The organism is Desulfoferula mesophila (assembly GCF_037076455.1).
Lineage (GTDB): Bacteria > Desulfobacterota > Desulfarculia > Desulfarculales > Desulfarculaceae > Desulfoferula > Desulfoferula mesophila.
Window position 1 is genome coordinate 89,497 of record NZ_AP028679.1, and the last position, 12,783, is coordinate 102,279.

General features: G+C 66.3%; 14 protein-coding genes. 6 read left to right on the forward strand and 8 right to left on the reverse strand.

Annotated features, from left to right (window positions below; genetic code table 11):
* Positions 1–177: 177 nt before the first annotated feature.
* Complete coding sequence (locus tag AACH32_RS00445) at positions 178–465, reverse strand: hypothetical protein (protein ID WP_338604187.1); 288 nt, start codon at positions 463–465, stop codon at positions 178–180.
* A gap of 294 nt (positions 466–759) precedes the next feature.
* Between AACH32_RS00445 and AACH32_RS00450 the strand changes: the two genes are divergently transcribed.
* From AACH32_RS00450 to AACH32_RS00460, 3 genes are all read left to right on the forward strand, one after another.
* Positions 760–1,014, forward strand: a complete 255-nt coding sequence (locus AACH32_RS00450; RefSeq protein ID WP_338604189.1) for an RNA recognition motif domain-containing protein — start codon at positions 760–762, stop codon at positions 1,012–1,014.
* A gap of 110 nt (positions 1,015–1,124) precedes the next feature.
* The gene (gene mscL / locus AACH32_RS00455) at positions 1,125–1,574 is read left to right on the forward strand and encodes a large-conductance mechanosensitive channel protein MscL (RefSeq protein ID WP_350341546.1); all 450 of its coding nucleotides are present in this window, start codon (positions 1,125–1,127) and stop codon (positions 1,572–1,574) included.
* Between the two features lie 11 nt (positions 1,575–1,585).
* Positions 1,586–2,194, forward strand: coding sequence for an L-threonylcarbamoyladenylate synthase (locus AACH32_RS00460; protein WP_338604195.1), 609 nt, complete (start codon positions 1,586–1,588; stop codon positions 2,192–2,194).
* Between the two features lie 611 nt (positions 2,195–2,805).
* Here AACH32_RS00460 and AACH32_RS00465 read toward each other — a convergent pair.
* Positions 2,806–3,399 (reverse strand): cyclic nucleotide-binding domain-containing protein, encoded by a 594-nt coding sequence (locus AACH32_RS00465; protein WP_338604198.1) that lies wholly within the window; start codon positions 3,397–3,399, stop codon positions 2,806–2,808.
* Between the two features lie 99 nt (positions 3,400–3,498).
* Here AACH32_RS00465 and AACH32_RS00470 point away from each other — a divergent pair, with 99 nt between their 5' ends.
* Positions 3,499–4,218, forward strand: coding sequence for an SIMPL domain-containing protein (locus tag AACH32_RS00470; RefSeq protein ID WP_338604200.1), 720 nt, complete (start codon positions 3,499–3,501; stop codon positions 4,216–4,218).
* A gap of 165 nt (positions 4,219–4,383) precedes the next feature.
* On the opposite strand, the gene rarD is transcribed toward AACH32_RS00470, so the two are convergent.
* The gene (gene rarD, locus AACH32_RS00475) at positions 4,384–5,304 is read right to left on the reverse strand and encodes an EamA family transporter RarD (protein WP_338604203.1); all 921 of its coding nucleotides are present in this window, start codon (positions 5,302–5,304) and stop codon (positions 4,384–4,386) included.
* 424 nt (positions 5,305–5,728) lie between these two features.
* On the opposite strand from rarD, the gene AACH32_RS00480 reads away from it, so the two are divergent.
* Together AACH32_RS00480 and AACH32_RS00485 are read left to right on the forward strand one after the other, a co-directional pair.
* Positions 5,729–6,898 (forward strand): thiolase family protein, encoded by a 1,170-nt coding sequence (locus AACH32_RS00480; RefSeq protein WP_350341547.1) that lies wholly within the window; start codon positions 5,729–5,731, stop codon positions 6,896–6,898.
* 295 nt (positions 6,899–7,193) lie between these two features.
* Positions 7,194–8,354, forward strand: coding sequence for an acyl-CoA dehydrogenase family protein (locus AACH32_RS00485; RefSeq protein ID WP_338604209.1), 1,161 nt, complete (start codon positions 7,194–7,196; stop codon positions 8,352–8,354).
* Positions 8,355–8,571: 217 nt separating this feature from the next.
* On the opposite strand, the gene AACH32_RS00490 is transcribed toward AACH32_RS00485, so the two are convergent.
* The 5 genes from AACH32_RS00490 to AACH32_RS00510 form a co-directional block, all read right to left on the reverse strand.
* Positions 8,572–10,005 carry an RtcB family protein gene (locus AACH32_RS00490; RefSeq protein ID WP_338604211.1) on the reverse strand — a complete coding sequence of 478 codons (1,434 nt, stop codon included), beginning with the start codon at positions 10,003–10,005 and terminating at the stop codon, positions 8,572–8,574.
* A 157-nt stretch (positions 10,006–10,162) separates the two neighbouring features.
* Positions 10,163–10,585: an archease gene (locus AACH32_RS00495; RefSeq protein ID WP_338604214.1), complete on the reverse strand. Its 423-nt coding sequence runs from the start codon at positions 10,583–10,585 to the stop codon at positions 10,163–10,165.
* 33 nt (positions 10,586–10,618) lie between these two features.
* Positions 10,619–11,437 (reverse strand): nitroreductase family protein, encoded by an 819-nt coding sequence (locus AACH32_RS00500; protein WP_338604217.1) that lies wholly within the window; start codon positions 11,435–11,437, stop codon positions 10,619–10,621.
* A 162-nt stretch (positions 11,438–11,599) separates the two neighbouring features.
* Entirely contained in the window at positions 11,600–11,989 is a 390-nt protein-coding gene (locus AACH32_RS00505; RefSeq protein ID WP_338604220.1) for a hypothetical protein, read from the reverse strand.
* A 396-nt stretch (positions 11,990–12,385) separates the two neighbouring features.
* Positions 12,386–12,685 (reverse strand): GIY-YIG nuclease family protein, encoded by a 300-nt coding sequence (locus tag AACH32_RS00510; protein WP_338604223.1) that lies wholly within the window; start codon positions 12,683–12,685, stop codon positions 12,386–12,388.
* Positions 12,686–12,783: the final 98 nt, after the last annotated feature.

Sequence of the window (12,783 nt, forward strand, 5' to 3'; positions counted from 1 at the left end):
CGACTTCCCTCGTCAGGCCCGCGCTTGCCAGACACGGCCTCCTCGTCGCGCTGCGCGCCGATCCCGCTCGGGGGAAAGCGAAGATCGCCACGTCGCATCCCCTGCCGGGATGCTCCTCGCGATGACAGCCATGTCTGAAAATTCAAGCGAGCGGGGGTGAACCCCGCCCTACGCCCCCTACCTGATGCCCTGCCAGATCAGCCAGGCCACAAAAATCACCACCACGTGGGTGATGGTGGCGAACACCCCGTGCACGTGCCACAGGAGCAGGTCGTTCTCGTCGCCCTCCCGGGCGTGGCTGCGAGGTGAAAAGGCGAAATAGATGGGCGCGAAGATACCGGCCATCAGGCTGATGCACAGGCCCCGGCTGAAGTAGTCGCCCTTTTTCCAGGCCACCAACCCCCCCAGCAGGCAAGCGACCACCAGATAAACGGCCATTACCACGTAGATAACCGCTTGGCTCATGATCCCCTCCCGGACCGGTCGCCACGGCGCGCCGGCCATTGCTAAAACCAGGTCACCGTGGGGGGAATTATAGCAAAGCTAGTCAATGGGATTAAAGGCCTATCGCGGGGGTGGCCATGCGGTCGGCGGGTAGAGGCGGCGGTTGACAACGCCCTATGATCTCAAGGAAAATTTAAACGTACCCAATTTAAACTCACGGGAGCCGCAAGGGGCGCACTTTGGTGAAAAATGCGATCCTTGCCAGGGGGAGCGGCCCCGGTAGCGCTAAACCTCCAGGCAAGGAGTTGCAGGGACATGGCCAAAAAGATTTTTGTGGGCAATCTTCCCTTCACCACCACCTCGGAGGAACTAAAAGAGGTGTTCACCGCCTACGGGGAAGTAATCACCGCCAAAGTGGTCACGGACCGGATCAGCGGCAGGTCGCGGGGCTTTGGTTTCGTGGAGATGGAACCCGCGGCGGCGGACGCGGCGATCGGCGCCCTGAACGGCCAGGATCTGGGCGGCCGTCCCCTCCGGGTGGACGCGGCCAAGGATCGTCCGCCAAGGTAACAAATGAGTTAGTATAATACCGTCAGCCTCCGCCGAGCCGGGGGCTTGCGCGGGCCCCGCGCCAGGGGTGCTGCGCCATGGCCGTGGCCAACCTCAAAAGGAGCTGGATCATGTGGAGCGAGTTTAAAAAGTTCGCCATGCGCGGCAACGTGGTGGACATGGCGGTGGGCATCATCATCGGCGCGGCCTTCACCTCCATCGTCAAATCCCTGGTGGCCGACATCATCATGCCCCCCATCGGCCTGATCCTGGGCAACGTGGATTTTTCCAGCCTGTTCTGGGTGTTAAAGGAGGGCAGCCCCGCCGGGCCCTACCTCTCCCTGGCGGCGGCCACCAAGGCCGGGGCGGTGGTCATCGGTTACGGGGTGTTCATCAACAGCGTCATCAGCTTCTTGATCGTGGCCTGGTGCGTGTTCCTCTTGGTGCGGGGCATGAACCGCCTGCAGACCAAGGAGGAGGCCCCGGCCGAGCCCACCACCAAGGAGTGCCCCTACTGCCTGTCCCAGGTGCCCATCAAGGCGGTCAAATGCGCCTTTTGCACCTCTGATCTGAAGGACTGAGGGGCCGAGCCTTGTCCGCCCTGGTCCTGGCCCTGGACCCCGAACAGCCCAGCCCGGTGTTCCTCAACTGGGCGGCCCAGGAGCTGGCGGACGGCGGGCTGGTCATCTACCCCACCGAGACGCTCTACGCCGTGGCGGCCGACGCGGCCAACCCCCAGGCCCTGGAGCGCCTGGCCGGCCTCAAGGGCCGCGAGCCGGACAAGCCTTTCGGCCTGATTATCAGCCACCCCCGGGAGACCGAGGCGCTGGCGGCGGAGATCACCCCCACCGCCTGCGAGTTGATGGCCCGCCATTGGCCCGGCCCCCTGACCATAATCCTGGAGGCCAAACCAGGCCTGCACCCCAGCCTGGTGCAGCGGGGCGGGGTGGCCATGCGCTGCTCGCCCCACCCCGTGGCCCAGGGCCTGGCCCAGGCGCTGGGCCGGGCCATCACCGCCACCAGCGCCAACCTGAGCGGGCAACCGGCCCCGGACCGGGCCGGGGATTTGGACCAGTCCCTGGTGGATGGCTGCGCGGTGCTTTTGGACGCGGGCCCCACGCCGGGCGGCCCGGCCAGCACGGTGGTGGACGCCCGCCAGGATCCGCCGGTGGTGTTGCGGCAGGGGGCGATAGCAATCTAGCGCGGCTGCGCCAGAGACCGCATGGCGGCGTTGTCGGCATCGCTCGGTCCTCGGGGTAGGTCTACTACCCCTGCGTCCCTCGCTCGCCTGCCGCCTTGCCCTGCGCCCTCTGGCTGTGCCGCGAAAGATGGTGCGGGTCGGGAAACCCTTTGAGAGATAGCGTAGGTTGGGTTGAGCGCAGCGAAGCCCAACAAATCCTATTTGTCGTTGCGAGAAGCGAATCGGCGAAGCAACCTCAGCCCCCTGCAGACGCCGCACCACCAACCGGCCCCGCCCTTGCCGCGCCAAATTTCCAACCAATAGCCGTCATTGCGAGGAAGGGCAGCGGCCAAGCCTCGCCGGGACAAGGCCGCGCGTCCTGCCCGACCGTGGCAATCTTCCGTTTCCCTCGTCATGCCTAGGTGCGCGGCGTGCGCCTTCCCATTTCCGCCCAGCCCCGCCTGGGGGAAAGCGAAGATCGCCGCGTCGCATCCCCTGCCGGGATGCTCCTCGCGATGACGACGATTGCTGAAACCCAAGAGGGCGGGGATAATCCCCGCCCGAGAGAACCTGTCACCAGGCAAGACGCGACGCCGGAACCAGCCTATTGCCGCCGCGCCGGGAGATGCTCCCTAGTTCTCCAGCTCGGGATAAAGGCGCTTCTTGCACTCGGGACACAGGCCGTGGGTGAAGTCGGCCTCGGAGTGCTCCTCCACGAAGCGCTCCACCGAAATCCAGCTGCCGTCCGCCTGGCGGATGTTCTTGCAACTGGCGCAGATGGGCACCAGGCCCCCCAGCACCCCCAGGAGGCGCTCCTCCATCTGCTGCATGCGCCGGCTCATCACGTTGAGTAGCTCCACCGCGATGTAAGGATGGCGCTCCATGGCCTGGCGCAGGTTGAAATCCCCCAGGCTGAGCATGCGGGCCGAGTCCGTGGCCCGCACGCTGGCGGTGCGCACCGCGTCGCCCCAAACCGACATCTCGCCGAAATAACCCCCCGGCCCCAGGCGGGCCAGCAGGCGCTGGCCGGGTTGCCCCAAGCCCTTGATCACCTCCACCTCGCCCTCCAGGAGCACGAACAGGCGGGCGTCGCGCTCGCCCTCGGTGATGACCATCTCGCCGGGCTCGTATGCGAGCTCCTCGACGGCTTCGGCGATTTTTTTGAGCTCGCGCTTTTTCATGGGCGCGAACAGGGGCACCTGGGCCAAGATATCCGCGTAGTCCATTTGTCTCTCCATGCTGGGGAGCACCAGTCTATACCCAGTTACCCGCAGGGCTCAAGGCTTGGGTATAATGAAAACGGAATTCAACCCAAGGAGTGCAGCGTGAAAGATCGATCCTTTTCTTCCGCCCTGGTTCTGGGGCTTTTGATCGGCCTGGGGGTGGCCCTGGCCGGGTTGTTCGTGGGCCAGGCCCTGTACCAGGTAAAGGCCGCCGAGCGCTATGTGAGCGTAAAGGGATTGGCGGAGCGGCTGGTGCCCGCCGACCAGGCTATATGGCCGCTAACCTTCAACCAGACCGGCAACGAGCTGCCCCAGCTCTACCAGGCCCTGGAAAAGGACCGCCAGACCATCCGCAAATTCCTCACCGCCCAGGGCTTCAAGCCCGAGGAGATCTCCGACGCCCCGCCCCGGGTGACCGATTATTACGCCCAGGGCTACACCGGCAACCGCCTGCCCCCCAACCGCTACAAGATCGAGGCCTCCCTCACCCTGAGCACCAAGCAGGTGGCCCAGGTCAAGGCGGCCATGCAAAAGAGCGGGGATCTGGTCAAGGGCGGCATCGTGCTCAGCCACGACTATGGGCGCGAGGCCGAGTTCCTCTTCACCGGCCTCAACCAGATCAAGCCGCAGATGATCGCCCTGGCCACCAAGAACGCCCGGGCCGCGGCCGAGCAGTTCGCCCGGGACTCGGGCAGCATGGTGGGCGGCATCCGCCGGGCCAACCAGGGACTGTTCACCATCCGCAACCGCGACGCCAACACTCCGGACATGAAGGTGGTGCGGGTGGTGTCTACCGTGGATTTCTTCCTAGTCAACGATTAGCAGGCCGGCGCAACCAGGCGCCCGTGGGCGGCGTTACCGGCCTCGCTTAGACCTCGGCGTATTAGGCAATACGCCTGCGATCTGCGCTCGCCGGGTGCCTTGCCCACGAACCCCTGGGCCGCGCCGTGTGTGGCTTGTTTTTGGCATTGTCGGCGGCGCGGCGGCCTAGACCGGTGTGGCCTCGGGTCCCGGCTCCTGCTTCTTTTTGCGCAGCCAGGGGCTGGAGGCCAGCAGATACAGCGCCACCCCGGCCCACACCAGGGCGAAGGTGACCAGGCGCGAGGGGGAGACCGTCTCGTGGTACACGGCCACCGCCAGCAGGAACTGCAGGCTGGGCCCGATGTACTGCATGACCCCCACCGCGTGCAGGGGCACCCGCCGGGCCCCGGCGGTGAACCAGATCAGGGGCAGGGCGGTGATGATGCCCGCGCAGGCCAGCAGCAGGGAGATGCCCCAGCCGTCCCGGCCAAAGACCAGTTCGCCGTGATAGCCCTGCCACAACAGCCAGGCCAGGGCCAGCGGGGTGATGAGCGCGGTCTCCACCAACAGTCCGGCCACCGCCTCGATCTTAACCGTCTTGCGAATCAGGCCGTAGGTGCTGAAGGTGAGGGCCAGGGTCAGGGCGATCCACAGGCCCCCGCCCTGGTGCAGCAGGGCGTTGAGGGTGCCCAGGGCGGCCAGGCCCATGGCCATCAGCTTCAGGCGGCCGGGGCGCTCCCGCAAGAACACCATACCCATGGCCAAAGTGACCAGAGGCGAGATGAAGTAGCCCAGGCTGGAGGCCAGCAGTTGGTTGCTCTCCACCGAGTAGATGTAGATGAGCCAGTTCAGGGTGACGATGGTCGCGCTGGCCAAAAGGGTCAGCGCCACCTTGGGTTGGGCCAGGGCGCGGAAAAGCTGGCCCCACTGCCGCCACAGGGCGATGAGAAAGATGCACACCGGCAGGCACCACACGATGCGGTGGGCCAAAATCTCCAGGGGAGTGGCCACGCTCACCGCCTTGATGTAGATGGGGAACAGGCCCCACCAAAAAAAGGCGGCCATGGACAGGATGTAGCCGGTGGCGGTGTAAGAGGGACGTTGCAATTTGGTCCATCCGTTATTCAGGCAAAACACGCGAGGGCCGCGCCGCCGCGACCCTCCTGAAGAAGACTACGCCCGCTTTGCTCCCCGTGCCAGTGCTTATCTTATACATCTCAAGTAGTTTAAGTATATTTTAACCACCGGTACGGCCCGTGTTTTGTCGGGAGGGCCGCGCGGCCCTGGGAAGGGGTAGGGATTAGCGCGCAGGGTCGGCTGGGCCATAAAAGCGCGCGGGGCTTCCCACACTGGCTGAACATTCATTCATTTCAAGGGCTTGCGATGATTGAATGCTTAAAGATTTAATGATAACAAATGCTTGACTAGAAATTCCCCTTGTATTATCCTGCCAGTCTACCATGCAAAAACCAAGAGCCATTACCTGGGAGGGAACAAGGTGAAGGACAAGCGCGATGCGGTAATCGTGGCCATGGGCCGCACGGCCATCGGTGATTTCGGCGGCTCTTTGGCCAAGGTGCGGGCCCACGACCTGGCCGCCCAGGTGATAAAGTCCCTGCTGGAGAAAACCGGCGTGGACCCGGCCCAGTTCGACGACGTGATCCTGGGCGACTGCGTACAGTGCCCCGACGAGGCCAACACCGCCCGCACCGCCATGCTCAAGGCGGGCATCCCGGTGGAGGTGCCGGCGGTGACCATCCAGCGCCAGTGCTCCAGCGCCATGCAGGCCCTGGGCATGGCCGCCACCTACATCAAGGTGGGCGACTACGACCTGGTGGTGGCCGGCGGCGTGGAGTCCATGTCCAACGCCCCCTACGTGAGCTACGACACCCGCTGGGGCGCGCGCCTGACCCACAAGGGCCTGCAAGACGCCATGTGGGAGATGCTGCACTCCGGCTCGCCCCTACTCGACCCTCCCGGCTACATCATGGGCCAGACCGCCGAGAACCTGGCCCGCAAATACGACATCTCCCGCGAAGACCAGGACGTGGTGGCCCTCAGGAGCCACAACAACGCCGAGGCGGCCATCGCCGCCGGCAAGTTCACCGACGAAATCGTGCCCATCCCGGTGCCCCAGCGCAAGGGCGAGCCCAAGCTCTTCGACACCGACGAACACGTGCGCAGAGGCCTGACCATGGGCGACTTGTCGCGCCTGAAGCCCGCCTTTGCCAAGGACGGCACCGTGACCGCGGGCAACGCCTCGGGTCTCAACGACGGCGCGGCCGTGTGCATCGTGGCCTCCCGGGCCAAGGCCGAGGAAATGGGCCTAACCCCCCTGGCCAAGATCCACTCCTTTGCCGCGGCGGGCTGCCCCCCCGAGATCATGGGCTGGGGCCCGGTGCCCGCCACCCAGAAGCTACTCAAGAAAACCGGCGTCAGCCTGAGCGACATCGAGCTCATCGAGCTCAACGAGGCCTTCGCCGCCCAATACCTGGCCTGCGAGCGCGGCCTGGAGCTGAACCGCGACATCACCAACGTCAACGGCTCCGGCGTGGGCCTGGGCCACCCGGTGGGCTGCACCGGGGCCCGCATCGTCATCTCCCTCTTGGGCGAGATGAAGCGCCGGGGCCTGAGCCTGGGCCTGGCCACCCTGTGCGTGGGTGGCGGCATGGGTATGTCCATGCTGGTGGAGAACGAGTAAGCGGGAGAAGGGGGGGAAACTTTTCCCGCAAAAAAGTTTCCCCCCCGACCCCCCTTCAAAAAACCTTCTTGGATGTTCGGCCGCTCTTGCTTCGCCTACGGCGCAGCGGCGACCGGCCCAACATCCAGGGTTTTTGAAGACGGGGCGTAGGGCGAACCCGTTTTATCTTTTTGGGACGCGGCCCCGCCGCGCCCCAAAAAGATAAAACGAGAGAGTTCTTTGGGAGGGGGTCCGGGGGAGCCCTTTCTTGCAAGAAAGGGCTCCCCCGGCAGACCTCAGGAGGGAACACAGAGCCATGCAATACGGACTGACCGAAGAGCAGATCATGCTGCGCGACACGGTGCGGCGTTTGGCCCAGGACCAGCTTTTGCCGGGCGCGGCGGCGCGGGACGAGAAAGAGGAGTTCGCCTGGGACGCAGTGGAGGTGTTCCGGGAGAACGGCATCTTTGCCTGCGACTTCAAGGAGGAGTACGGCGGGGCGCAGATGGGGCTCTTGGCCTTTGCCCTGGCGGTGGAGGAGGTGGCCAAGGTCTGCGCCAGCTCTTCGGTGATCCTTTTGGTGCACGAGCTGGGGGCCATGCCCATGATGCTGGCGGGCAGCGCCGAGCAGAAGGCCAAGTGGTTCCCGGGCCTGGCCAGCGGCGAGCATCTGGTGGCCTTCGGGCTCACGGAGCCGGGGGCGGGCAGCGACGTGGCGGGGCTGCGCACCCGGGCCGAGAAAAAGGGCGACAAGTACGTCATCAACGGCACCAAGCAGTTCATCAGCCACGCCGACGTGGCCCAGTACATCTGCATCGCCGCGGTGACCGACCCGGAAAAGGCCCCCCACAAGGGCGGCCAGAGCATCATCGTGGTGGAAAAGGGCACGCCGGGGCTGAGCATCGGCAAAAAAGAGCACAAGATGGGCATCCACGGCTCCACCACCTGCGAGGTGATTTTGGAGGACTGCGAGGTGCCGGCGGCCAACCTCTTGGGCAACGAGGGCGACGGCTTCCCCATTCTGATGAAGACGCTGGACTTCACCCGGCCCTGCGTGGCGGCCCAGGCGCTGGGCATCGCCCAGGGGGCGCTGGACTACGCGGTGGACTACGCCAAGGAGCGGGTGCAGTTCGGCAAGGCCATCATCAAGAACCAGGGCCTCAACTGGATGCTGGCCGACATGGACACCTCGGTGGAGGCGGCCCGCCAGTTGGTCTACAAGACCTGCGCGGTGTTCGAGCAGGTGCCCAAGGATCTGAGCCGGGTGCCGGTGGAGGCCATGCGTTTGTCGGCCATGGCCAAGCTCGTGGCCGGGGACACGGCCATGAAGGTCACCACGGACGCGGTGCAGGTGTTGGGCGGCTACGGCTACGTGAAGGAATACCCGGTGGAGCGCATGATGCGCGACGCCAAGATCACCCAGATCTACGAGGGCACCAGCCAGGTGCAGAAGATGGTGATCGGCGGTCTGCTGTAGGAGGGAAGCCTTTTTGGGGCCGGCTTCGCCAGGCGCCCGTGGGCTGCGTTGCCGGTATCGCTCAGGCCTCGACGTAGCTTCGGCTACGCCTCCGGCCTTCGCTCACCGGACGCCTTGCCCACGAACCCCTGGCTGTGCCGCGGGGAGTGGGGCCGTCTTTGGCCAACCTAAGCCATGGCGTAGGTTGGGTTGAGCGCAGCGAAGCCCAACAATCCTGCTACCCCTTGACCACGGCCAGGGGCTTGGTCCTGGCCACCAGGGTGGCGATGCCCGCCCCGTGCATCACCCTGACCACCTGGTCCACGTCCTTGTAGGCCTCGGGCATCTCCTCGGCCAGGGTCTTGCCGCTGGCCGCGCGCACCACCACCTGCCGGGCGGCCAGCTCGGCCCGGAGGTCCCGGCCCCGGGCGGCCTTCTTGGCCTGGGTGCGGCTCATGGCCCGGCCCGCGCCGTGGGCCGCGCTGGCAAAGGTATGGGCCATGGCGGCGGCGGTGCCCACGCATACGTAGCTGGCCGTGCCCATGTCGCCGGGGATGAGCACCGGCTGGCCCACCGCCCGGTAGCGGCCGGGCAGTTCGGGGTGTCCCGGCCCCAGGGCCCGGGTCGCCCCCTTACGGTGCACGATCAGCTCCTTCTCCTTGCCCTCCACCTGGTGCTTTTCCCGCTTGGCCACGTTGTGGGCCACGTCGTAGACCAGGCCCAGGCCCAGCCCGGCGGGCCCCAGGCCCAGCACCCGGCCCAACACCTCGCGGCAGGCCTGGGCCAAGAGCTGGCGGTTGTTGAAGGCGAAGTTGGCCGCCGCGGCCATGGCCGCCAGATAGTCGCGGCCCACCGGGCTGTCCGGCGGGGCGGCGATGAGTTGGCGGTCCGGCGGGCGCAGGGCGTCGGGGTCCTTGGCCAGGCGCTTGAGGTAGTCGTCGCACACCTGGTGGCCCAGGCCCCGGCTGCCCGAATGGAGCCACAGCACCAAGAGGCCCTGGCTCAGGCCGAAGGCCTCGGCCGCCCGCTGGTCGTAGACCTCTTCCACCACGGCCAGCTCGATGAAGTGATTGCCCGCCCCCAGGCTGCCCGCCTGGCCCCGGCCTCGCTGTAGGGCCCGCTGGCTCACCGCCGCCGAATCGGCGCCGGGCAGGGCGCCCCCGGCCTCGCAAAACTCCAGGTCCGCGGCCGTGCCCTGACCCCGGCCCACCGCCCAGGCCGCGCCCTGCTCCAGGATGCGGGACAGCTCCTTGTCGCCCAGCTGGTGGGCCCCGCCCGCGCCCACCCCGGCGGGCACCGAGGCGGCCAGCGCGTCGGCCAGGGCGATGAGGCGCGGCTCGCCCAATTCCTGGGCCGACAGGCGGGAGCGCAGCAGGCGCACCCCGCAGTTGATGTCGTAGCCCACCCCGCCGGGGGAGACCACGCCCTCGTGGGGATCGAAGGCCCCCACCCCGCCGATGGGGAAGCCGTAGCCTTGATGGGCGTCGGGCATGGCCAGGGCCGGGCCCTGGATGCCGGGCAGGGAGGCCACGCCGCGCAACTGCCCCAGGGTGCCGTCGCCCTCCAGGGCGCGCACCAGCTCGGCGTCGGCATAGACCACCCCGTCGCAGCGCATCCCGCCCTCGCGGGGCAGCCGCCAGCTATAGGCGTCCAGTTGTTGCAGCTTGGCCATGGCGCCACCCAATTTTCACCGCCACCCCAGCACATTCGGCGCAGCCAGGGAGTGCCAGGCAAGGCGTCGGCAAGCGAAAGCCGCAGGCGTAGCCAGAGCTACGTCGAGGCCTGAGCGCCGCCGGCAACGCCGCATGGCGCTTCCTGGCTGCGCCGGGCTAGACATCCAAGATGACCTTTGCCCGCCAGCCGCCGCTACCCTCCGGCTCCACGCTGGCATCATGATAGGTCACCGCCTTGACCGGCTCGTTGGGTTGGTGCCGGCGAAAGTCGGCCGGGATGACCCCCAGGCGCGCCTCCAGGGTGCCGGGGGTTATCTCCGCCACCTTGGCCGCCACGGTGAGTAGCCCCTCGGCGTCCCACAGATAGACCACCTCGGAGAGCAGCTGCACCAACAGCTCGGCGTAGTCCACCCCGGTGAAGCTCACCGGCAGCCAGGCCAGCTCGCCGTCGCGGGGGCCGCTGACCATCAGCTCGGCCAGGGCCGCCGGGGCCTCGGCGAAAAGCCCGGCCAGGCTGTCGGCCCGCACCCACAGTCCCAAATCGGCGGTGTGTTCCAGGGTTCCCGAACCTCGCGTCATGGCCTTACCCCGCGATGGGCGGCGCGCCGCCCTTTAGCGCCAGGTCACCTCCAGGGGCTTGCGCGGAGGTATGCGCTGGTATTTGTATTGAGGCACGCCCAGCATGAGCGCGCCGTAGGGGAGCATGCCCTTAGGCAGGTCCAGGGCCTCGATCATGGGCGGGAAGGTGGCGGCGGCGCGGTTGAAGTAGCCCGCCCAGCAGGCCCCCAGGCCCAGGGTGTAGGCGGCCAGCTCCAGATAGCCCAGGGCCAGGATGCAGGGCGCCGGCACCATGGAGTTCTTGGCCTCGCCATAGGCCACCACCACGTGGGGCGCGCCGCGCAGGATGCGGTCCTTGCCCGAATCCCACACCGCCACCGCTTGCTCCAGGTGCATGGCGGCGGCCAGGGCGGGCTCGTGCTTGATGATGTAACGCATCCAATCGGCCACGATGCCTGCCAGCTCGAGCAACTGCTCGCGGCCCGAGAGCACCAGCCACTTCACCGGCTGCACGTTGTGGCCGCTGGGGGCGTAGCGGGCCATGTCCAGCAGGCGGGCGATGGTGCTCTGCTCCAGGGGCTGGTCCTTGTAGCGGCGTATGGAGCGGCGGCCCTTGAGCAGCTGGGCGATCTGCTCGGGGCTCAGGGGCGGGGCGTCCAGGGGCAGGCACTGGCGGGGGGTGATGCCCCCTTGGCTCAGGGCCGCCTTGGTGCACACCGCCACGCAGTGGCCGCAGTCGATGCACAGCTCCTCGAAGCCCGGCGCCGCGGCGGGGAAGCCGTCGGGCCCGTCCATGGTGATGATGCCTATGGGGCAATCCAGGGCGCACAGCCCGTCCTTATTGCATTTTTCCCGATCGACCACGATGCTCATGTTTCGCTCCCGCCGCTGGTTGTTGCGCGAATGATTGGAATACTTCAGCATAGCATCGACCGGGGCGCGGGGCCAGAGAGAGGGCGCAACCCGGCGCGCGGCCGAAGTCCGGCCGGTGGGGGCCAAAGGCGGGGCGTGGGGCCGTGATGCGCGGCCGGGCGGCTAGGGCTTTTTCTTGCCGGAGTCCTGGTTGGGGCAGTCGCAGTCGTCCACGTTCTTGTCCCCGACCTGAGTGTTGTCGTGCTTGTAGATCTTGACCACGTCGTTGTGGATGCGGGCGTAGCCGCCATCGGGGATGTCGAAATAGTCGGTGCCCCGGCAGGAGTAGCTGCTGGTGAACCAGACCACCCGTCCGGTCCAGCCGGCGCCGTGCTCGCCGTTATAATCGCCATCGGAGGGCACGATAAAGTCGCAGGAGCCCACGAGCACGTCGACTTTTTGCTGGGCGCAGACTTGCTGGTCCACGTGGTTGTACACCGCAAAGGCCTGGGCGGAGGCCGCCGCCAGCAGCAGGAGGGCCAGGCACAAAAAGACAAGGGACAGGCTTTTCATAGTTTTCCCCTCTCCGGATTTTGGTTCGTCCGCCGGAGCTCGGGCTACCGGCGGACCCTGTTCACCATAGGCCGCTGAAACCGGTATTGCAAGCTGGGGATTAGGGGGCGGGGGAAAGAGAGGCATGGTTCAGGCTTACCTCATTCCAGCAATAGCCGTCATTGCGAGGAGCGGCGGCGGGGAGGGTTGGGAAGAAAAAGGCGAGCGTACCGCCGCGACGCAGCAATCTTCCGTTTCCCTTGTCATGCCTGCGCTGGCTGGACAGGGCCTAACCGCTTGCCGGGCCGCAAACCGCCCCGCCTGGGGGGCAGCGAAGATCGCCGCGTCGCATCCCCTGCCGGGATGCTCCTCGCGATGACGGCTATAGCTGAAGGAAGCTAAAGACCGCACGTCCATTCATTCCCAACCGAACATGTCCTCGCTCAGATCCTGCCAGCCGGGATTCATGCCTTCGACCAACTTTTCTTTATTTTTTCGGGACCCACTCTTTAGTTGCTTCTCGCGAGCGATGGCCGATTGAGGATCGTCAAAAACCTCGTAGTAGACCAAACGGCCCGCGTTGTAGCGGCTGGTGAGGCCCTCGGCCGTGCCGTTTTTGTGTTCCCATATTCGGCGTGCCAGGTCGTTGGTGACTCCGGTATAGAGCACTTCGTTGCCTTGGTTGGTAACGATGTAGACGTAATATTGTCGGTGCATGTCCCCCCCAGATTGAGCCTTCAGCGAATAGACCCTACGCACCATTATCAAAAAATGGCCGTCATTGCGAGGCCGGGCAGAGGCCAGCGTGTGGTGGA